Raw genomic sequence first — 20,706 nt, 5'->3', positions numbered from 1 at the left:
GAAATTAGAAAAAAAATAAGAATGAATAATTTGAAAATGTGGTTTTTAGCCACAATGTTTAGTCTGTCTTTATTTTCACAACAAAAAGAAAATGCTAATAACGTTTTTAAAATTGTTAATCCAGATTATAAGCTAAGTCCTTATACGGGAATGACAAAACAACATTGGAAAGATGCTGGACTTTATTTATTAGAAGGCGCTTTTAGTTACATTCATAATCTGGATGATCCGATGAAGTTCCCCAAACAGCCTGGGAAAAGTTATCCGCAGGATGAAGGCAGAGTACCGACAGAGAAACTGGAAGGATTGAGTAGAACGTTGTTTATCGCTTCTCCGCTTCTTAAAGAAAATCCGAATTTAGTCATCAATAATATTAAAGTTGCCGATTATTACAGACATCAATTCAGCAAATTAGTCGATCCAAAAAGTCCTTCTTATATTACGCCAAGACCTAAAAATGGAGGCCCAAGCCAGAATTTGGTGGAGTATGGAGCAATAGCCATGTCTTTGATTACCAATCCAGAAGTGCTTTGGAAACCCTTACCACAAGAACAGAAAGATGCATTGGCAAAATCGATGCTTAGTTACGGCGATGGTCCTACGGTATCTTCCAATTGGAAGTTTTTCAACATTTTTGTTTTAAGCTTTTTCAAAGAACAAGGTTATGCTGTGAATGAAAAACTACTGGAAGAATATCTGCAAAAATGTTTAAATGATTATAGAGGCGATGGCTGGTACAACGACAGTCCGGCTTACGATTACTACAGTATGTGGGGTTTTCAATTGTATGGAGCGCTTTGGTCTGAATATTTTGGAAATAAATATTATCCTGAATATGCGGCGAAGTTCAAAAGCAATTTTAGAGATCTTAATTCCAATTATCCTTCAATGTTCAGCCAAAATGGGGAGATGATTATGTTTGGACGAAGCATTAGTTATAGAATTGCATCGATTGCCGCTTTTCCTTTTATGGGATTAGAAAATGATTCAGCGGTTAATAATGGATGGTTGCGCAGAATTTCGTCAGGAGTTTTAAAACAGTTTTTAGAAAATCCTGATTTTTTGAAGGACAATGTACCAACACTTGGGTTTTATGGTGCATTTGAACCCGCCGTTCAAGTGTATAGCTGTAGAGGAAGCGTGTATTGGATGGGAAAAGCCTTTATGGGACTTTTATTGCCAGATGATAATCCGTTTTGGACTGCAAAAGAAAATGATGGAGACTGGGAAACTAAATTCAAAAGAGAGAATGTTTATAATAATTTTCTAAACGGTTCCAAGATTTTAATTACAGATTATCCGAATATTGGGGCTTCAGAAATCAGAGCTTGGTGTCATGAGAAAAAGAAAGACGACTGGCAGGGATTCAGATCAACAGAAAATTATAACCGACTTTCTTATAATAGTGCTTTTCTTTGGCAGGCTGACGGTTCTAACGGAGAAGTTGCCATGAATTATGTTTTTAAAAATGCCAAACAAGAATGGGAACCGCTAAGATTGTTTACTTTCAAAAAGTTTGAAGACGGCATTTATTACCGTAATGCAGTTTTAGAAACTAATGAGCGCATTCAGATGAATCTGGCAGATATTCCTTTGTCAAATGGTATTTTAAGGGTTGATAAAAACAGTAGTTCAGATGCTGTTGCTATGCGATTAGGACATTATGCTTTACCGCAATTGGACAAAGAGATTAAAACGACAACAAAGAATGTTGAAGGCAAAATAGTAACCATTATTGATAACGGAAAATACCAATTGGCTATGATTCCGCTTTTAGGTTGGGACAAAGCTGAGGTTGTCTCGTGTAAAGGTTTACATCCTGAAAGTGAAAACAGTAAAGTGATTAATGTTACAAATAACTTTAATCCGAATGATGCGAAATCCAACATTTATGCGACATTGCTTTTGTGGAAAAAATCAGGTGAAAAATGGGAGAAAAAAGATTTTCTTTCTGTAAAAAAATTGGAACAAAAAACGAATACTGTTATAATTCAATTTAATGATGGTACAAAAAAAGTAGTCAATTTTGATATGTAAATCAATATAATTCCCAAAAAGATAAACTTTGCTTTTATTTCAAAAAAAAGTTATTGTGTAATAATTTTCAAATAATAAAGCCAGTAAAAAAATACTGGCTTTTAATCTGAGTAATCTGTATTTTTTTCTCATGAATTTCTATACTCCTTAGGTGTCTTTCCTGTCTTTGTTTTAAACAATTTACTAAAATACTGTGGGTATTCAAAACCGAGAGAATATGCAATTTCTCCGACTGATGAATTTGTATTCATTAGAATACTTTTGGCTTCTTCAATAAGAGCGTAATGAATATGATCTTGTGCATTCATTCCAGTTTCTTTTTTTAATAAATCTGTTAAGTAATTGGGAGATAAATGAACTGCATCTGCTAGATATTTTACTGTTGGAAGCCCGTTCTTTTTTAAAACATTTTTGTTAAAATACTCTTTAATAAGCTCTTCCACTTTTGTCACAATATCTCGATTCGAATTTTTTCTGGTAATAAACTGTCGGCCGTAATAACGTGAACAATAATTTAGCAGGAGTTCAATATTAGACACAATTAAAGTCTGACTGTGATTGTCGATGTTTTCCTGAAGTTCGTTTTGAATCTTTAGAATACAGTCATACAATATCTGTTTTTCTTTTTCTGACAAGTGCAGTGCTTCTGATGTTTCATAAGAAAAAAAAGTGTATTCTTTCATTTTTAATCCCAGAGAAGTATTGCGAATAAGGTCGGGATGAAAAAAAAGTCCCCAGCCCATCATGTCGTCTCTTTTTTCAATTTCATTATCCATCGTCATTGTTTGTTTAGGAGCAATACAGATTAGGCTTCCTTCTTGAAAATCATAAGTCTGCTTGCCATATCGCAGTCCGTTTGCGCAATAATTTTTAAACATTATTGAATAAAAATCACAGCAAATGCGTGTGCCTTCTTCAACATATTCGTCTACTTTGCTAAAATCGATAACCGCTACAAGGGGATGATTGATATTACCCTGCTGCACAAACTTATTTATTTCAGAAATACTTTTTAGATTGATGATTGGTTTCATATTCTCTTCCTTAAAAAAATAAATACTAATTTACTTTTTTACTACTCAATTTTTAATTTTTTATGTCATCTAATTCTTTTACGATTATTTTGTAATAGGTATTGGCTCTTTCTTGTGAAAAATAATCGACAATTAATCCTGCTAAAGCAAAAAGTGCCAATCCAAGACCTAATCCCTGAAGAGTAGAACTTTTAGAGAACCAAAAAATCAGTAATGTTAAAGGAAAAAAAACGGCAGCCACAATTTTTGATATTGTATATCCGATTTGAAAATCCTCAACACGTTTTTTTTCGGTTTTTACAAAAGCATGATGGTCTTTTTCAAAATCCTGTTTATAGGATATTAATCGGTTATTGTTTGCAACAATCATCGAGAAACCAATTGCTGCATAAATTATTCCTACTACAATTAGAGGAACAATTAAACCTTTGGCATTTAATGTGGAGCCAAATTTTCCAAATAAAATGCCACCGATAATGGTGATAACGCCAAAGTTAACGATGAAATAAGCTTCAAATAATTCGCCTGTTATCCAGTTTAATGTATGATTGTAAAGGTTCATGATTTGTATCTGTGCCAAGTTACTGTTTTTCCTAATAATGATATTCCTAAATAACCTCTTAGATGAAGTTTTCCATCTTCAATCCATGCTTTACAGATATAGGTATCACCGCTTGGCGGATCATATATTTTTCCATTAATATACTCTTTTCCATTCCATTCCAAACCTGTTAGGCTAACTATGCCAAGAATGTTTCTGGCTCTTAATTTTACATCTGGGTTTTTGGAGTCTTTTTTAGAAGTTATGCCATCTTTTTCAACAACAAGATTTCCCCATAAAAGTTTGGCGGCATAATTAGCACCATCTTTAAAAAACTCCATTCTGACATCTTTTTTATCAGATTCCCAAACACCAATTACGCTTTTCTCATTAACTTGAGCCTGCATTTTGGAGGATACAGCGAATAGGAGTATAAATAGAATTTTAATCGTTTTCATCATTTTCATTTTATAATTAGAATTTACATTTGACTCATTACGATTTTATCAAATAGCTTATCTCCGAGATAGGTTCTCATCCAGACCATAGGTTTTGCAAATTTTCCAACTCTATAGCGTGTCTTTGGATTGTTGCTGTTTACAATTTTTATGATAGTATCAGAAATAACAGATGGATTGGAAGAACCATTTCCTTCTGCAGACTTTTTAGTTCCTTCAACTATTTTTTCCATCAAATTAGTATAAGCACTTCTTTTGGAGATTTTTGAGAAGTTGTCTAGTAAAACAGAACCAAATTCAGTTGCAATAAAGCCAGGTTCCAAAACCACAACCTTAATATTAAAAGCTTTCAATTCTAATCGCAAGCAGTCGCTTAGGCCTTCAACCGCGTGTTTGGAAGCGTGATACCATGCTCCCATAGGAAAGTACATTTTTCCTCCCATAGAAGATGTGTTGATAATTGTTCCTGAATTTGCTTTACGCATATGAGGTACGACCTTTTGGGTTACTGCTGCAATGCCAAAAACATTTACTTCAAATTGTCTTCTGGCTTCATCTAAAGACACATCTTCGACGGATCCATATAAACCGAAACTAGCGTTATTCCATAATACATCAATCTTTCCTTCTTTTTGAATGATTGTATTTATAGCAGTTTCTATTTCAGATTCATTTGTTACATCCATTTGAATGGGATATCCTCCTAATACTTTTAAATCCTGCATTTGATTAATTCGTCTTGCGGTTGCATAAACTGTATGACCTTGTTTAATAAGTGCTTTTGCTGCTTCTTTTCCCATACCAGAACTTGCCCCGGTAATTAAGATTATTTTTTTCATTTTTTATTTCGTTTAAAATTATTGGACAAAATTAGAATGATAACAGAGGTTAGAATTAATACGAATCCATGATAGTTGTATACTTTTCTAATATAAAAGCTTAAGAAGTTTCAATATTTGCATTTTGTATTTCTACACTTCGCCTTAGTTTTTTGTCGCAGAAAAGATATCAATTCCACATCTTTTGGAGTACTCTATGCAACTCCAAATCAATCCTATTTAAGTTCTCTAAAGAAAAATTATCTGTTTTTCTCATTATTATATTAGTAAAAAGATTAATAGTCTTTAAAATTTGGTTTAAATAGAATAATTATCTGATTTTAATTTATAATAAAAATAATTCATCTTTTATTTTCAAATTTGCAAGGTAAAAAAACTAAACATTGTCATCAAATGAAAGCGAACGTACAAGAAGATTTAAGAATAAACGAAAATCAGAATGTTGGAAATAACCAGAATACAATCAAGAATGATTTTGCATTCACATTAGAGAGCACTTGTTTAGATGAAAACTATCATCCCTCAAGTAAAACGCGTTTGACAACCAATTTTGCAAACTTGGCCAGAGGAGTTAATCGCCAACAAAACTTACGCAATGCCTTAAATATGATTAACAATCGATTCAATGCATTGGCTCATTTAGATAATCCAAAAGCAGATCGTTACCATGTGGAACTTGAAATCCTCACGGTAACGATGAATATTGACGGTAAGAATGGTAGTAATGATCTACCAATGATTGAAGTTTTAAAAACGAATATTATTGACCGTAAGACTGGCCAGCAAATCGAAGGGGTTGCCGGAAATAATTATTCTTCTTATGTTCGGGATTACGATTTCAGTATTTTATTGATTGAGCACAATAAAAATAAATCTACTTTTTCTATTCCTGAAAATTTTGGTGATTTACACGGAAAGCTTTACAAGTGCTTTGTGAATTCAGCCACTTATAAAGAGCACTTTAAGATATCACCGATTATTTGTTTAAGTGTATCGAGCAACAAAACTTATACTCGCACTGAGTATCAGCATTCAGTTCTGGGTTTTGAGTATCTGCAGAATGAGTATTCTCTCACTGATGAATATTTCTCTAAAATGGGCTTAAAAGTTCGTTTTTTCATGCCTGAGAATAGTGTGGCACCAATGGCTTTTTATCATTCCGGAGATCTGCTTGCTGATTATACTGATCTTGGACTAATCAGCTCAATTAGCACGATGGAGACTTTCCAGAAGATTTATCGCCCTGAAATTTACAATGCAAATTCAGTGGCGGGAAAAATCTATCAGCCTAGTCTTAAACACGAAGATTATTCACTGACTCGCGTGGATTATGACCGCGAAGAGCGTAGCCGACTGGCTATTGAACAGGGTAAATATGCAGAAGAACATTTCATTAAACCTTACAAAAGTAAACTGGAAGAATGGTCTGCTAATTTTACCCTTTAATTGATTATAATGCATAAAAATTATACTATTATGAAGAAATTATTATTACCAACTTCAATTGTTGGAAGTTTACCCAAACCTGCCTGGCTTGCACCACCAGAAAAACTTTGGTCACCATGGAAATTAGAAGGCGACCAGCTACTTGAAGGGAAACAAGATGCGTTGCGTATTTCTCTTCAGGAACAACAATTAGCGGATTTAGATATCATTTGTGACGGCGAGCAGACACGCCAGCATTTTGTAACGACTTTTATCGAGCATTTAAGCGGTGTAGATTTTGAAAACCGTAAAACAGTAAAAATCCGTAATCGTTATGACGCGAGTGTTCCAGTGGTTGTAGGTGAGGTTGCACGTCAAAAAGCAGTTTTTGTTGAAGATGCTAAATTTTTACGTAAACAGACTAACAAGCCTATAAAATGGGCATTGCCAGGCCCGCTGACAATGGTAGATACCTTGTACGACGACCATTATAAAAGCCGGGAAAAATTGGCGTGGGAATTTGCGAAAGTACTCAATGAAGAAGCAAGAGAACTTCAAGACGCAGGTGTAGATATTATCCAGTTTGATGAACCAGCATTTAATGTGTTCTTTGATGAAGTAAACGATTGGGGAATGGCAGCATTAGAAAGAGCTATTGAAGGTTTGCACTGCCAGACTGCGGTTCATATTTGCTATGGTTATGGAATACAAGCAAATACGGATTGGAAAAAGACATTAGGTTCAGAGTGGCGACAGTACGAAGAAATTTTTCCGAAAATTCAAAAATCTAAAATTGATGTGGTGTCTTTAGAATGTCACAACTCCAATGTCCCTTTAAATTTAATGGAACTTGTTCGCGGTAAAAAAGTAATGGTAGGCGCCATTGATGTGGCAACTAATACTATCGAAACACCAGAAGAAGTAGCTGATACTCTGCGTAAAGCTCTTGAGTTTGTAGATGCCGAAAATCTTTACCCTTCTACAAACTGCGGTATGGCTCCGTTATCTCGAGACGTAGCTAGAGGCAAGTTAAGTGCTTTAAGCGCAGGAGCAGCAATTATACGCAAAGAACTTGGGATTTAGTCTCAAAATATATTAATAATGGAGTCCGCCTCTACGGAGAAATAATATTTAAAAAACATTGAAGAAATTATTAGAAGTATTAAAAAAAGCAGGTTTCGACGGTTTCCTGTTAATGATAGCCACCATGATTCTGATGGCTTATTTTTTGCCAAAGCCAGGTATGGTCAAAGAACCTGTTTCGCTGGAGGAGATTGCCAATGCTGGCGTTTCCTTGATTTTTTTGTTTTATGGTATGCGACTGAGTGTTGAGAAACTAAAAGCCGGACTTTCCAACTGGAAAATGCACATTGTTGTCCAGTTGACAACCTTTCTATTTTTTCCGCTCCTTGTTTTGGCATTTCGCCCGTTGTTTATCAATAACGGCTTCGAGCTGCTTTGGCTGGGTGTATTTTTTCTGGCAGCTTTGCCGTCCACAGTTTCTTCTTCGGTGGTCATGGTTTCGATAGCTAAGGGAAACATTCCCGCAGCCATTTTCAATGCGAGTATTTCCAGTTTGATCGGAGTAGTCGTTACGCCGCTCTGGGTTGGGCTGTTTATAGCTTCTGCAACAGGCGATTTTGATGTTACTCATATCGTCATAAAGTTGATTTTGCAAGTTTTGCTGCCTGTCATTATTGGCATAAGTCTCAATTCCCGTTTCGGCGCCATTGCCGAAAAATACAAGAAACAGCTCAAATATTTTGATCAGGCAGTTATTCTAACGATTATTTACACGTCGTTTTGCAAGTCATTTTCCGAACATCTTTTCGAAGGTTTCACCGCCCTTGAACTTGCTGGACTCGCTGCCGGGATGATGGCGTTGTTTTTTGCCGTATTCTTTTGTGTCGGCCTACTCAGCCGCCTGCTTGGTTTTTCAGATGAAGACCGTATTACTGTCTTATTCTGCGGGTCTAAAAAGTCATTGGTGCATGGTACCGTTATGTCAAAAGTACTTTTTCAGCACAGTACTATCACTGGCATCGTATTGCTGCCACTCATGCTTTACCATGCCTTGCAATTGATTGCAGCTAGTATCATCGCTCAGGGTATAGCTCGACGAAAAGAAGTCTAATTTTATTTAGGACGCGGTCCATCATTCCCTGTGACAAATAGTGTATTTAGATTTTTATACTGTAAAAGTAAACTTTTTAGTATGTTGTATTTTTAATTTCTGTAAAATGAGATTTTTGTGTTATTTTTGATTATATTTTAAGAATTTTATTCTGTCTTAGAGGGAAATTAAAACCTGTTTAAAGTAAAAATATTCTATGGAGCAGATAGACGATGTTGATTTGCAGTTGCTAAATATACTTCACGATAATTCTAAATATACTGTAAAAGAGCTTGCTAAAATGGTAAATCTTTCGGCGTCACCTGTTTTTGAGCGGATTAAGAGGTTGGAAAACAGTGGTTATATTAAGAAGTATATAGCCCTGCTGGATGCAGAAAAACTAAATAGGGGATTCATCGTTTTCTGTAATATCAAACTTAAACAGCACGATCGTAATATTGGAAATCAGTTTGTTAGTGATATTATGAAAATAGAAGAAATAGTGGAATGCTATAATATCTCAGGAGATTACGATTTTTTAATGAAAGTTTCTGCCAAAGATATGAAGCATTATCAGGATTTTGTCTTTAATAAATTAGGTTCAGTAGAAAGCATAGGGAGTACCCACAGTACCTTTGTTATGTCGGAGATAAAAAATATGTACGGATAGTTCCATGATGGTTTATAATATTTTAGCTTTGGAGTATATTTCATATACATTAATTTTAAGTCATATCATATGCTGTATTTGCAGGAGCTACATACTGGAAATGATTACCGCCTGTATGATAAATATTGATTTGTAAGCCTATTCCTGCTATGGTTTCATTCATTGCCCCAGACCCTAAGACATATCTTACTGTAATAGGATTAGGAATATGCAAAGCCAAACGTATTACATTGATGGTATCTTGGGTGGCGACTAACATCTCTCCTACATTTCCTAGGTTAGAACGAATAGTTACGAGTTCTTCCATAGAGGCATTTCTCCCATAAGCAGCCCAACAAATAGCATTGATAAGGCAATTATTCTGACCTAATAATAAGACAGCTTGAATCTCATTCTGGTAGATACTAAGATGGTCTCTCTGTTGACCAGACCCACCTGAGCGTGCGGGTAAAAAAGAAGAGGAGGTTTTGCTGCCAAAAATAGAATGCATCGTACCTTTTCCTTGGCTACGTTCTTCCATTTTTGTGGAAAACTCCATAGGTGTTACCTCGGAATCCTTGAAAGTCCTTAGTCGGTCAGAAATTTGGGTGGCGGTAAAAATACCACCTAAAGCAGCTCGCTCGGAGCCAGATAAATCTGAAAAGTCATCTGTAGGAGAAGATTGGGTTAGATACTCGGTCATTCGTTTAGCCATTTTCTTTTTCTCTGATTCTGAATCATCACTATCTGACAACTCATCAGCCCAATTATCATAATCCTTTCCAACCTTTTTATGCTTCGGATAATCGCTTAAACGGTAGCTTACCATAGCCTGAGACAACTTATCAGTTTCTGAAGGACTGGTAAAAGCTTCATTACCTTTGGAAATAGTTTTGGAGCCAAATGGATAGTGAATTCTAATAGTTCTCGGGTCGCGTCCAAATGAATCTGCTATCATTTGTAGGGCATTTTGAGGCGAAGTATTGTAAGCTTTGGCTACAGCATTAACTGTAAACTCTGAAACTGAAGTAGAGAGGGCATTCACATTATACTGGCTTAAAATTGCGGTTAAGGGACTTGAAGTAGAGGTTGAAATCTCCTTAATAATATTATCGTGTCCTCGAACATTTATAAGTTTTCCGCCTACTTCAAATGAATACCATCCTCCGCCAGAAATTCCTTTTAATATACCTTGCGTAATAGTTGTAGATCCATTAGGTTTGATTTCATAGATTTTTTCAATGTCATTTTCATCCACTAGAATTAATTGCAATGCCAAGGAAGAAGGTTGAGATATCAAAAGAGAATTGGGAGAATAGGATTGCAGAGGCTGACTTTTTGCCTTAGATCCCATAACATCCGCTTCGTTCTCCAAAGCTGCATCATCATTCACATTCACTTTTCCTTTCATCTGCGTAGTTGGTTTTACCCGCCCTTGTTTTTGTTGAACAACATGCCAGGCTTCATGAGGCAAATGTTTTTCTTGTCCAGATGCAATATGAATATCCGTGCCTTGCGCATAGGCATGCGCCTGAAGTTCTGCTGGTTTATTAGAGTTATAATGTACATTTACGTCATCCATGCTGTAACCCGAAAGATTTTCTATACCGGATTTAAGATTGTCGGGCAAACCGGTGTTGTTTGCTTTTTTTTGTATAGGAACTGTATTATGTGTATTAGCTATTGCCTGCAATTGAAGGGCTTTTTTTACCTGCGGACTATTATCTGCTATTTTTTGTAATTGCATTTGAGCAGCAACCGATGATGGACCTGAATCCGAAATGGGTAAAACAACAGCTTCATTATTTTTTTTCTGTATACTGGCAGGAGTTTGCTGTTTCTTGTTTTCTTTGTTATTGTCCGCGTAAGTATTCATCGTTTGCATTTATTTTAAATTGATTATCACTTTTAGCCAAAAATCAACGCAGATAAAAGGAAAATAATAATTATATATAAATTAATGTAAAGTATTGAAAATAAAAAGGTTATGTGGGTATGTTTAAGTTTTGCTGCCTTTTTATTTTATGGGACTTCTCTAGGTTTTACAAGAGGGAAAATCAGAAATTTCATAGCAAGCAGACCAATAAAAAATCCGCCACCTAATATTTTTAAAACAGTTATAAAGGTGGTTTCGCATTTTCCTGATTCAGACAATCCAAATCCGGCAAATTCAGGATTAAGAAACAAGCATAATACTACACATATAGTGAGCAAAACACATAAAAAAGTTAAAATACCGTAAAACAGTTTACTTTTTTTCCAGTCATCACCTAATTGTTTTTTCTGTCTTAAACAATATAAAGCAATGATAATCAGTGCAACAAATAGTGTTTTTGTAATTATAATAATTAAGTCATCAGAAAACATTTGTTTTTTGTCTTCATTACTAAATTCACAAGGATGATTAAAAAGACATATATACAGTTCAATTTCTTCATTGATTCTTCTTCTCCAAAAAGCTATTCTTCCTTCTTTTACAGGTGGCGTTACTATTGTGGTTTTGATCTTGATGTACATGGTTTTGTCTATAAGGACATTCCACATCTCCGGCCTTCCGTCATCGGAACCCAGTCCCCATATGCCAATCCCTCGAATGCCTTTATTTAAGATAAAATCGTATTTTTCAGATATTGTCTGTACATCGTCAAACCATAATTGGCTGATAGTGTCTTTTTTGTTTTTTACAATATTTATTAATGCGCCATTGTTTTTATCATATAATGGAGTATACTTACCCAAATAATCTTTTACTATGGTATTGTAAAACTTAAATTCAGATCTTTTTGATTTATAATGCCATAGTATTCCATCGTATGTCAGGCAGGCGATAATTTTTTTTGGAGGTATGTTTCTATTCAGATAACGGTCAATACCGGTACCCAAGCTATAATTAGATCCTTTAAGAGGCGCTATTGGACCATAATTGTTTTTTTTTGAAAAGTCTATGATAAAACGATCTACAAAGGGTTCTATTTCTTCTACATCATAATTACGATATTGATCAACTACAGGAAGTGTAATGGTAATTTGATAGGAACGATTTGCATCTTTTAGGGTGTTATGAAACAGGCTTATAAATTGGGTGAAATTATAGCGATTTTGATCTCCGAAATTTTCGAAAAATATATTGACTCCATCAGCATTTTTTTCTTTCAGCAGAAATTTTGTTTCGTTAATCAGGCGTAATTGAGAGTCCTTGTTATTAAGAAATTCATCCAAGCTTTTTTGATTTTTATCGAAAATGCATAATAACACTTTACATCCCTCATTTTTAGCTTTGTTGATTACTTCTGCCGTATCCCAGCCGTTGAGCGTTTTGTAACCGCCTGTTTTTCCATTTAATTCATACCCATAATAGATTAAAGTATTCAAAGCTTTGTAATTGTAATTGAGATAATATTTATTCATCCAGTAAGGATGAAATCCATATACTTCGCTGTTTCGAGCTATTTTTTTCGTTATGATTTTAACAGGGATGTTATTTATTTTTGTTGTCACAATAATTCCGTTTGGATACTGCAGTAAACTGCGTATTTCCTTTATTCTAGCCTGTCTTTTTTCTTCTTCTTTTTCGAGGTCAATTTTTTTCTGAACCATCGGAAGAAGTTTGTCTACCAAATTGTTGATATCAATGTTTGAAATTTTAGTAGAATCTACAGAAGTTGTAAAATCCAAAAACAAACTGTCAATTTGTTTCTGTATCGTACTTATAGGAACATTATTATTTGTGATATAGGTATTGTTTATCGTAGTGTCTCTAGGTTGATCTGGTTTTTGTAGCCGGTTAATAATGGCTATAACGCGTTGTTCTTCGCCTTTTCTAAAATTGGCTCTGAATTTAAAAGCATCCGTAATTTTTTTAAGAAGTGATTTTTTTATTTTAACAGAATCTGCGGGAATCTCAGTACTTACATTTTTCTTACTTGTAGGAGCATTGCTTTTTTCCTGTGCAAAAGAAATTGTACAGGAAAAGCAGCAAAACACGATAATTATTATATAAATAAAACGCATTATTGAAGTAAAATTGTTTATTATTTGTTTTTGATGAATGTTTAAATTTTTTCAAAAATACGTTTTAATATCATTGTAAATTTGTAGTTATGTTATTTTTTTTATAATAAATTAACATGTAATTACTTAATATATTGTATATCAGTCATTTATAATTATTGAGTGTTATTTGTAAATAAAATATTATTTATTTTTTTTGATAAAAATTTTTTTTTTGAAAAAGAAATACTACGTTTGTTTAATATTTTAATTGTATGTATTTGATTTGTAATAGATTATAAAACTGTAAAATTTACTATGATTTACGAAGCTCTAACATGTCTTGCTGAAGAATTAAACGACTTCTTTAAATTAAAATTAAGCATCACCGAAGAGAAAGTCATATTGTCAGGGTTAATCAATGCCGATGGTGTAGTTGCAATTCCAGAAGAAAATAAAATAGTAGCTACACTTGTTAATTTAGAAAAAGAAACATCACAAATCTTACCCTCAAAAGCAGTAACAAACTCTTTTGGAAATCAGAATACACCATTACAAATTAATATTTACGTTTTGTTTTCGGCCTATTTCAGCAGCAATAACTATGGAGAGTCATTACGTTTTATATCGTTCGTTATGGCTTATTTTCAAGGCAAAAATGTTTTCACAAAAAGCAATACACCCAATATGGACCCAAAAATGGAAAAGTTAAGCATTGAGATTGTAGATCTGAGTATGGATGCCTTAAGTAATTTATGGTCGTTGTTAGGTGCTAAATATATGCCTTCAGTCTTATATAAAATCCGCATGTTGCATTTTGATGAATCTGTAGTAAGAGAGTTTAGACCAGGAGTATCAAAAATTGACAATCAAAGTAAAGCTAATTAAGAGATATAGTGATTGCTGAATACGAAATATTAACACAAGTAGAATTCAAGCATCGCTATTTTGTAAGCAGTAAGTTAGAATGTTTTAGCATACAGCCCGATTCTGAGACACATCATTTTTTTTTAAGGTCGGGTCTTCTGTTTAAACCATTCGATAATGGTTTTAAACTGTTCTTTAATTCATTCAATAATCAAGAAACGATTAAAAGAAACGATGTTCTAGATGATTTTGTTTTACGATTTCATATCATATTAAACGATCCTTATTTTTTTAATTATACAGATTGTGGAGCAAAAAAAGGAAATTCAGACTTTTATCACTTTAATAATTTCGCGGGCAAAAAGGAAAGATTCAATATTAAAAACTTACATAATGAAGAATTTGTATCAGTTGAAGATACTATTGAGGAGAATACGTTTGGGCAAAAGTTTTTAAGAAAACCGTTTGGAATTATAGAGCTACAATTGCGATATGATTTGCAAGCACAATATGTGGTACATTTTAGAGAAATAGAGAGTTATTGGCGTTATATAATTGTGGGGCATCATTTTAAAAGCTTATCCCAATTAGCAATTATAGGAAAAGATGTTGCATTTGAAGGTCCCGGAAATATTATTCTTCCGGATAATCGTGAGGGAATAAGCTTTGTTTCCGTATTACCAATCGGTCATAAGCAAAGACCTGACCAGTATTTTAAACTAGTTGATCATTATAAAGAAGACGAAAGCACATTTAATGTTTTAATTAAGGCGCTTCCGGTTCCAGACACGAAGCATATATCGTCAGTAATAGAGAATAAAAACGATAAAAAGTATTATTCAGAAATTTTTATTTACTAAACAAACACATATAATTTATGATAAACAATCCTATGACCCCCGGTGTCTATATTGATGAAAAGAACGCTTTTCCTAGTTCTGCAGTATCAGTAGAAACTGCTGTTCCTGTCTTTATCGGTTATACTGAAAAAGCCGAATGGAATGGTAAATCATTAGTAAATGTTCCAACCAGAGTTACCTCATTTGCAGAATATGTGGAGCGCTTTGGAGGAGGATTTAAAGCAAAATTTAAAATTGTTGATGCTAATCCGGCTATCAAACAAGAAACATTTTCGCTGGACGGCAAGAATAAAGTAGTTGAAATAAACAAAGACAATGTACTTTACTTGTTCAATTCTATTCGCTTGTTTTATGCCAATGGCGGAGGCCCTTGTTATATCTTAACTGTTGATACCTTTAAGGATAAAGAGACATTAGAGATTAAGGCCGATGATTTTTTGGGCTCTACAACAAAATTAGATCCTTTTGAAATTCTGAAAAAAGAGTTTGAACCTACACTTGTAGTTGTTCCAGATGCAATTGCATTAGGAGAGGCGTGTTACAATTCAATCTATACCAAAATTTTAAGCCATTGCGCTACTATGCAAAGCCGTTTTGGACTTTTTGATTTGGTAAAACAACTGCCTTCTGAAGACACAACACCGATTGTTACAAGTTTTCGCGAAGGTATTGGTATGAACGATTTAAAATATGGAGCTGCTTATTATCCTTGGCTTAAATCAGGAGTGGTACAGCCTGGCGAAGTAACTTTTGAAAATCTAGATGACAGTATAGATCTTGCCGCTATACTTCCCAAAAAAGAGGAAGCTGCTTTGAACATTATTAAAATATACAAAACCGCAATTGCGGCAGCAGAAGAAACTCCTCCAGCGGTATACAAAGCTATAAAAGATGTTGAAAAAGCCGAAAAAGCCTTGGAAGATGCAAAATTTGAAGAAGCCAACACCAAAAAAATAGCAATCGATAAGGCAAGAGCAGAATTGACAGCCGTACAAAGTGCAGATTCAGTTGATCCAGATAAGGTTAAAGAAGCCGAAAAAGCTTTGGCTGATTTAATCGCCGATACAGATCAAAGTGATGCTGTAAAAACACTAGAGACTGCAAAAAATGATGCTGAAAAAACATTGGCAGAAGTAAAAACAAATTCAGCAAAAGCCTTAGAATCAGCAAAAGCAGAATTAGAAACTGCAAAAAATGCAGCTACAGTCGATGCCGATAAGGTTAAAGCTGCTGAGAAAAAAGTGGTAAAAGCGACTAATGATCTTTCAGAAAAAGTAATTTTTCCATCAGAAAATGATAAACTGAATTATCATCAATCATTAAAAGCGACCAGCCCAACTTATACAAACATTCTTGAAGAAATCAGATCAAAATTAAATGAGTTGCCACCGAGTGCTGCAATGGCAGGTATTTATACTGCTGTAGACAGTAGCCGAGGTGTTTGGAAATCGCCGGCAAATGTATCTGTAAGCATGGTAAATGCGCCATCAGTAAATATTTCAAGCGAGCAGCAAGAGAGTCTTAATGTTGATGTTGTTGCAGGAAAATCAATTAACGTTATTCGTTCTTTTCCAGGTATTGGAACTTTAGTATGGGGTGCCAGAACTTTAGACGGAAACAGTCAGGATTGGCGTTATATTAACGTTAGAAGAACCTTAATCATGATTGAACAGTCTTTAAAACTAGCGACACGATCTTACGTATTTGAGCCTAACGATGCCAATACATGGGTAACGGTCAAAAGCATGATGTCAAATTTCTTGACCAATTTATGGAAACAAGGCGCTTTGGCAGGAGCAGCTCCTGAGCAGGCATTTGATGTTCAGATAGGTTTGGGCTCTACAATGACGCCTACAGATATTTTAGACGGGAAAATGCTAATTACTGTAAAAGTAGCAATCGTACGTCCTGCGGAGTTTATTATCATAACATTTCAGCAGCAAATGCAGCAATCTTAAATTATAACTATAACCAATTAAAATATATTTATTATGGCAGACGATGGTTCAAAACAATCAGCGGCCACCTGGCCTTTAGTTAAATTTTCATTTCAGGTAAAATGGGACGATGCAGAACTAATTTTTCAGGAGGTAACAGGTTTATCATCTGAGACACAGGTGATAGAATATCGCGGAGGCAGCAGTAAAGTATACTCTACAGTAAAGATGCCCGGAATACAAAAATTTGGAAATGTAACTTTAAAAAAAGGGATGTTTTTAGGCGACAAAGCGTTATGGGATAAGTACAATGCTATTACCATGAATACCTATAAAAGATCGACTATAACAATAAGCTTGCTGGACGAAACAAACGAAGTAGCAATGAGCTGGACTTTGGCGAATGCTTTTCCGGTTAAGATTACCGTTACGGATATGAAATCTGACGGAAACGAAGTAGCAGTAGAATCGATAGAATTGGCACATGAAAAACTAACTATAGTTAAGTAATTAAAAAATGGCATACGTTCCAAAAACACCACCATTTTTTCCTGCAGCATTTTCTTTTAAGGTAAATGTTGTAGGAATTACTGGTGTTTACGAAGGCAGTTTTCAGGAAGTAACAGGAATGGGAGCAAAATTAGGAGTAGAAACTATAAAAGAAGGTGGCGAGAACCGATTTGAACATCGTTTACCCAATCCTGTTAAATATGACAATTTAATTCTAAAAAGAGGAATGGTGTTAAATTCAGGACTTGTTTTGTGGGCAAGAAATTCTATCGAGTATTTTAATTTTATTACAAAAACCGTAATTGTTAATCTATTGGATGAAACAGGCGCTCCAATTGCCTCCTGGTCATTTAATGCCGCTTATCCTGTTTCTTTAAAAATATCCGATTTAAAGGCTCAGGACAATGCTATTGTTATAGAAACGCTAGAGCTTTCGTATAGTTATTTTACGAGAATTTTTTAATTATAATTTATATAAAATAAAACGAGGGTTATGCCAATTGAAATTCGCGAATTAGTTATAAAAGTTAATATTGTAGAAGACAACAAAGCGGTAGACGGTATAGAAACGCATAACTTATCGGATCTAAAAAGACAGATAATAAAAGAGTGTACAGAAAGAGTTATTGCTAAACTAGAAAAAAAATCAGAGCGATAATATGGCATTACTAAAACTAAAAATTGAAGCTTTTTCTGATCCCGAATGCACTAGTTCTGTAGGCGAACCTATAGAAGCCATGTTTAATCCAAACACGTATACCCGTAAATACAAGGCGCAGTATAATGCTCCAAAAGTTATTGGGCAAAACGATAGAACTCTTATTTTTCAGGCATTGGTAGGAAACGATATGACCTTAAAATTAGTTGCTGATGGTACAGGAGTCGTACCGTTGCCAAAAGGGATTTTAGACGTAGACGATTATATTAAAAAAATTAAACAGCTTACATATTCTTATAACGGTTTAAAGCACAGACCTAATTATCTGACCATAGTATGGGGGAGTTTGTCTATGATTTGCGTTTGTAAAGCATTAAATGTAAGCTATAATTTATTTAAAGAAGATGGTACAGCGCTCCGGGCTTCAATTGAGCTTATGTTATCCGGAACATCTGATTTTGTTACTGTTGCTAAAGAAGCTAAAAAGAGTTCGCCAGACTTAACGCACATTCGTACTGTTAAAGCTGGTGACACTTTACCTTTAATGACTTTTAGAATATATGGTGACAGTTCTTATTATATGGAAGTAGCCAAAATAAATAATCTTACCAGTATAAATGCCATAAAACCTGGAGACCAATTGTATTTTCCACCAATAAAAAAATAATGATAAATGCCAATAAAATCACCATTAGATATTTCCGATCCTACCTTAAGGTTGACGATTAAAGCAAATGGAAGCCCTATAAAAGATTCATACCCTGTAGAATCTGTAAATATTACCCATGAATTAAACAGAATATCATACGCCGAAATTTGTCTTATTGATGGAACAGTAGAGTCTACTGATTTTCCTATCAGCGATAGTGCGGATTTGATTCCAGGAAATACAATTGAAATTACAGCAGGTTATGGATCTGATGCCGAAATATCCATTTTTAAAGGTGTAATTGTAAAACAAGCCATCCGTATCAGCGATGGAGAACCTTTTGCCTTAATTATTACCTGCAAGCACAAAGCGGTTACCATGTGTTACAATAAAATGGAAGCACAATTTAGCAGTAAAACAGATAGTGCCATTATGAATGCTATTGCCGGAAATTACAGCTTAAAAGCAACAATCGACAGTACCACGCCAGTTTCTGAAGTGATGTTTCAGAAGCTTTCGACAGATTGGGACTTTATCCTTGCACGTGCTGATTTTAATGGGTTTGTTATTTCATTAGATGGTGACGATATCACAATTGGAAAGCCAAAAGTAGACGGAACTGCAGTGCTTCGCATTGGTTTTGGAGAAGCTATACTTTCATTTGATGCAGAATTATCTGCAGAAAGACAGCCAGTATCTCTACAAGTTAGCAGCTGGGATATCAAACAGCAAAGTTTATTGGTATCAAGTGCCACTGAGCCGGTTCTCAATGAGCAAGGTAATCTGAGTGCTAAAACATTATCAGGTAAACTCAATCAAAAAGAGTTGAAAATTACTTCAAATACACCTCTTACAAATGAAGATTTAACCGTTTGGGGAAATGCCAGTTTATTAAAAATCAGATTGGCTGCCTTAAGAGGAATGGTAAGTTTTATAGGTAACGCAGCGGTAAAACCCGATACTATAATCGAATTAGCAGGTGTGGGAGATCGTTTTAACGGAAATGCATACGTAACGATGGTCAACCATGTTTTAGAAAGCGGAACATGGACTACCAAAGTAAAATTTGGGCTTGATGAAAAGTTTGCCTACGAGAATAAAAATTTCTCTTATCCTAATGCCTCTGGTCAGCTGCCGCCCATTAATGGTTTACAGACCGCTACAGTAAAAAAAATATTTGGCGATCCAGATTCTCAATTCCGCATTTTAATCACATTGCCAAGTAATGCTGAGAATCAAGACGGAATATGGGCGAGAATGGCCAATTTTCATGCTACAAATACAGCTGGGGCAGGTTTTCTGCCAGAAGTTGGAGATGAGGTTATAATAGGTTTTTTAGAAAACGATCCACGTTATCCTGTTATTTTGGGTTCATTATACAGTACCTCCAAAGCCGCAGCAGCGACAGCAGTAGATAATAATAATTACATCAAAACAATTATTACAAAGAGTCAGCTCAAAATGACATTTGATGATGAGAAAAAGATACTCAAATTAGAAACACCGGCAGGAAATTATATCACTTTTAGCGATGATGCCAAATCTATAGAAATTAAAGACCAGCATACCAATTCTATTACAATGGACTCCAATGGTATTTCTGTACAAAGCTTTAAAGATATTGTTCTAAATGCGAAAGGAAAAATTTCTTTAACAGCAGTACAAAATGTCGAGATTGAGGCAAAAATGGATGTAAAAACTACTGGTTTAAATATAAACAATAACGCCAGTATAGGATTTGTAGCTAAAGGAGCTGCTACGGCAGAAATATCTGCCAGCGGACAAACCACTGTAAAAGGTGCGATAGTAATGATAAATTAATTTAAAATATAAATATATGGGAGCCCCAGCCGCACGAATAACAGATATGCACACTTGTCCAATGGTAACGCCAGGATTACCGCCAATACCACATGTAGGTGGCCCAATTGTAGCTGGTGCCCCGACAGTTTTAATAGGTTCTCTGCCTGCTGCAAGGGTAGGTGATATGCTTGTTTGTGTAGGACCTCCGGATAGTATTGTAAAAGGTTCGTCAACAGTGCTTATTTGCGGTATGCCTGCTGCCAGAATGGGCGATACAACAGCACATGGAGGTTCAATTGTACTAGGTTTACCAACGGTTTTGATAGGAGGATAAAC

20 protein-coding genes are annotated in these 20,706 nt (G+C 34.8%); 14 read left to right on the top strand and 6 right to left on the bottom strand.

Translation table 11 applies throughout. The annotated features are described in order from the left end of the window. The first annotated feature begins 21 nt into the window (after positions 1-21). The gene (locus ACFFLS_RS21180; protein WP_379687242.1) at positions 22-2,037 is read left to right on the top strand and encodes a DUF2264 domain-containing protein; all 2,016 of its coding nucleotides are present in this window, start codon (positions 22-24) and stop codon (positions 2,035-2,037) included. 128 nt (positions 2,038-2,165) lie between these two features. On the opposite strand, the gene ACFFLS_RS21175 is transcribed toward ACFFLS_RS21180, so the two are convergent. From ACFFLS_RS21175 to ACFFLS_RS21160, 4 genes are read right to left on the bottom strand one after another with little or no spacing between them, the layout of a single operon-like run. After that, the gene (locus ACFFLS_RS21175) at positions 2,166-3,071 is read right to left on the bottom strand and encodes a helix-turn-helix domain-containing protein (RefSeq protein ID WP_379687241.1); all 906 of its coding nucleotides are present in this window, start codon (positions 3,069-3,071) and stop codon (positions 2,166-2,168) included. 52 nt (positions 3,072-3,123) lie between these two features. Beyond that, on the bottom strand, positions 3,124-3,651 hold the full coding sequence (locus ACFFLS_RS21170; RefSeq protein WP_379687239.1) for a hypothetical protein: 528 nt from the start codon (positions 3,649-3,651) through the stop codon (positions 3,124-3,126). Next, positions 3,630-4,073 (bottom strand): DUF2147 domain-containing protein, encoded by a 444-nt coding sequence (locus tag ACFFLS_RS21165; protein ID WP_379687237.1) that lies wholly within the window; start codon positions 4,071-4,073, stop codon positions 3,630-3,632. Before ACFFLS_RS21165 ends, ACFFLS_RS21170 begins: the two co-directional genes overlap by 22 nt. Positions 4,074-4,093: 20 nt before the next feature. Then, the gene (locus ACFFLS_RS21160; RefSeq protein ID WP_379687236.1) at positions 4,094-4,909 is read right to left on the bottom strand and encodes an oxidoreductase; all 816 of its coding nucleotides are present in this window, start codon (positions 4,907-4,909) and stop codon (positions 4,094-4,096) included. 393 nt (positions 4,910-5,302) lie between these two features. Here ACFFLS_RS21160 and ACFFLS_RS21155 point away from each other — a divergent pair, with 393 nt between their 5' ends. From ACFFLS_RS21155 to ACFFLS_RS21140, 4 genes are all read left to right on the top strand, one after another. Next, positions 5,303-6,355, top strand: a complete 1,053-nt coding sequence (locus ACFFLS_RS21155; RefSeq protein WP_379687235.1) for a DUF1852 domain-containing protein — start codon at positions 5,303-5,305, stop codon at positions 6,353-6,355. Positions 6,356-6,385: 30 nt separating this feature from the next. Beyond that, positions 6,386-7,417: a methionine synthase gene (locus ACFFLS_RS21150; RefSeq protein WP_379687234.1), complete on the top strand. Its 1,032-nt coding sequence runs from the start codon at positions 6,386-6,388 to the stop codon at positions 7,415-7,417. A gap of 58 nt (positions 7,418-7,475) precedes the next feature. Next, positions 7,476-8,468: a bile acid:sodium symporter family protein gene (locus ACFFLS_RS21145; protein WP_379687232.1), complete on the top strand. Its 993-nt coding sequence runs from the start codon at positions 7,476-7,478 to the stop codon at positions 8,466-8,468. A 196-nt stretch (positions 8,469-8,664) separates the two neighbouring features. Next, complete coding sequence (locus tag ACFFLS_RS21140; protein ID WP_379687230.1) at positions 8,665-9,117, top strand: Lrp/AsnC family transcriptional regulator; 453 nt, start codon at positions 8,665-8,667, stop codon at positions 9,115-9,117. 55 nt (positions 9,118-9,172) lie between these two features. Here ACFFLS_RS21140 and ACFFLS_RS21135 read toward each other — a convergent pair whose 3' ends face one another. Together ACFFLS_RS21135 and ACFFLS_RS21130 are read right to left on the bottom strand one after the other, a co-directional pair. Next, positions 9,173-10,972 carry an eCIS core domain-containing protein gene (locus ACFFLS_RS21135; RefSeq protein WP_379687229.1) on the bottom strand — a complete coding sequence of 600 codons (1,800 nt, stop codon included), beginning with the start codon at positions 10,970-10,972 and terminating at the stop codon, positions 9,173-9,175. Positions 10,973-11,118: 146 nt separating this feature from the next. Further along, positions 11,119-13,107, bottom strand: a complete 1,989-nt coding sequence (locus tag ACFFLS_RS21130; protein ID WP_379687227.1) for a glycosyl hydrolase family 18 protein — start codon at positions 13,105-13,107, stop codon at positions 11,119-11,121. 297 nt (positions 13,108-13,404) lie between these two features. Here ACFFLS_RS21130 and ACFFLS_RS21125 point away from each other — a divergent pair, with 297 nt between their 5' ends. From ACFFLS_RS21125 to ACFFLS_RS21085, 9 genes are read left to right on the top strand one after another with little or no spacing between them, the layout of a single operon-like run. Then, positions 13,405-13,974, top strand: a complete 570-nt coding sequence (locus ACFFLS_RS21125) for a contractile injection system cap protein (protein WP_379687226.1) — start codon at positions 13,405-13,407, stop codon at positions 13,972-13,974. A gap of 8 nt (positions 13,975-13,982) precedes the next feature. Further along, entirely contained in the window at positions 13,983-14,813 is an 831-nt protein-coding gene (locus ACFFLS_RS21120) for a hypothetical protein (protein WP_379687224.1), read from the top strand. Between the two features lie 17 nt (positions 14,814-14,830). Further along, the gene (locus tag ACFFLS_RS21115; RefSeq protein WP_379687222.1) at positions 14,831-16,771 is read left to right on the top strand and encodes a phage tail sheath C-terminal domain-containing protein; all 1,941 of its coding nucleotides are present in this window, start codon (positions 14,831-14,833) and stop codon (positions 16,769-16,771) included. 33 nt (positions 16,772-16,804) lie between these two features. Beyond that, positions 16,805-17,260: a phage tail protein gene (locus tag ACFFLS_RS21110; RefSeq protein WP_379687221.1), complete on the top strand. Its 456-nt coding sequence runs from the start codon at positions 16,805-16,807 to the stop codon at positions 17,258-17,260. A gap of 7 nt (positions 17,261-17,267) precedes the next feature. Next, complete coding sequence (locus tag ACFFLS_RS21105) at positions 17,268-17,723, top strand: phage tail protein (protein WP_379687219.1); 456 nt, start codon at positions 17,268-17,270, stop codon at positions 17,721-17,723. A gap of 30 nt (positions 17,724-17,753) precedes the next feature. Next, on the top strand, positions 17,754-17,918 hold the full coding sequence (locus ACFFLS_RS21100; RefSeq protein ID WP_379687218.1) for a DUF5908 family protein: 165 nt from the start codon (positions 17,754-17,756) through the stop codon (positions 17,916-17,918). A gap of 1 nt (position 17,919) precedes the next feature. Beyond that, complete coding sequence (locus ACFFLS_RS21095; RefSeq protein WP_379687217.1) at positions 17,920-18,585, top strand: CIS tube protein; 666 nt, start codon at positions 17,920-17,922, stop codon at positions 18,583-18,585. 6 nt (positions 18,586-18,591) lie between these two features. After that, on the top strand, positions 18,592-20,388 hold the full coding sequence (gene vgrG / locus ACFFLS_RS21090) for a type VI secretion system tip protein VgrG (protein WP_379687214.1): 1,797 nt from the start codon (positions 18,592-18,594) through the stop codon (positions 20,386-20,388). Positions 20,389-20,404: 16 nt separating this feature from the next. Further along, a complete protein-coding gene (locus ACFFLS_RS21085) occupies positions 20,405-20,704 on the top strand; it encodes a PAAR domain-containing contractile injection system baseplate protein (protein WP_068842361.1) in 300 nt (99 codons plus the stop codon). Positions 20,705-20,706 lie beyond the last annotated feature (2 nt).

This window comes from Flavobacterium procerum (assembly GCF_042431625.1).
In the GTDB taxonomy this organism is placed as follows: Bacteria; Bacteroidota; Bacteroidia; order Flavobacteriales; family Flavobacteriaceae; genus Flavobacterium; species Flavobacterium procerum.
This window is presented reverse-complemented; position numbering and strand designations above follow the sequence as displayed.

Bases quoted from the DNA above. Each gene is read 5' to 3' on its own strand.
- ACFFLS_RS21180 (WP_379687242.1), top strand. From the start codon at position 22: ATGAATAATTTGAAAATGTGGTTTTTAGCCACAATGTTTAGTCTGTCT.
- ACFFLS_RS21175 (WP_379687241.1), bottom strand. From the start codon at position 3,071: ATGAAACCAATCATCAATCTAAAAAGTATTTCTGAAATAAATAAGTTT.
- ACFFLS_RS21165 (WP_379687237.1), bottom strand. From the start codon at position 4,073: ATGATGAAAACGATTAAAATTCTATTTATACTCCTATTCGCTGTATCC.
- ACFFLS_RS21160 (WP_379687236.1), bottom strand. From the start codon at position 4,909: ATGAAAAAAATAATCTTAATTACCGGGGCAAGTTCTGGTATGGGAAAA.
- ACFFLS_RS21155 (WP_379687235.1), top strand. From the start codon at position 5,303: ATGAAAGCGAACGTACAAGAAGATTTAAGAATAAACGAAAATCAGAAT.
- ACFFLS_RS21150 (WP_379687234.1), top strand. From the start codon at position 6,386: ATGAAGAAATTATTATTACCAACTTCAATTGTTGGAAGTTTACCCAAA.
- ACFFLS_RS21140 (WP_379687230.1), top strand. From the start codon at position 8,665: ATGGAGCAGATAGACGATGTTGATTTGCAGTTGCTAAATATACTTCAC.
- ACFFLS_RS21135 (WP_379687229.1), bottom strand. From the start codon at position 10,972: ATGAATACTTACGCGGACAATAACAAAGAAAACAAGAAACAGCAAACT.
- ACFFLS_RS21130 (WP_379687227.1), bottom strand. From the start codon at position 13,107: ATGCGTTTTATTTATATAATAATTATCGTGTTTTGCTGCTTTTCCTGT.
- ACFFLS_RS21125 (WP_379687226.1), top strand. From the start codon at position 13,405: ATGATTTACGAAGCTCTAACATGTCTTGCTGAAGAATTAAACGACTTC.
- ACFFLS_RS21115 (WP_379687222.1), top strand. From the start codon at position 14,831: ATGATAAACAATCCTATGACCCCCGGTGTCTATATTGATGAAAAGAAC.
- ACFFLS_RS21110 (WP_379687221.1), top strand. From the start codon at position 16,805: ATGGCAGACGATGGTTCAAAACAATCAGCGGCCACCTGGCCTTTAGTT.
- ACFFLS_RS21105 (WP_379687219.1), top strand. From the start codon at position 17,268: ATGGCATACGTTCCAAAAACACCACCATTTTTTCCTGCAGCATTTTCT.
- ACFFLS_RS21100 (WP_379687218.1), top strand. From the start codon at position 17,754: ATGCCAATTGAAATTCGCGAATTAGTTATAAAAGTTAATATTGTAGAA.
- ACFFLS_RS21095 (WP_379687217.1), top strand. From the start codon at position 17,920: ATGGCATTACTAAAACTAAAAATTGAAGCTTTTTCTGATCCCGAATGC.
- vgrG (WP_379687214.1), top strand. From the start codon at position 18,592: ATGCCAATAAAATCACCATTAGATATTTCCGATCCTACCTTAAGGTTG.
- ACFFLS_RS21085 (WP_068842361.1), top strand. From the start codon at position 20,405: ATGGGAGCCCCAGCCGCACGAATAACAGATATGCACACTTGTCCAATG.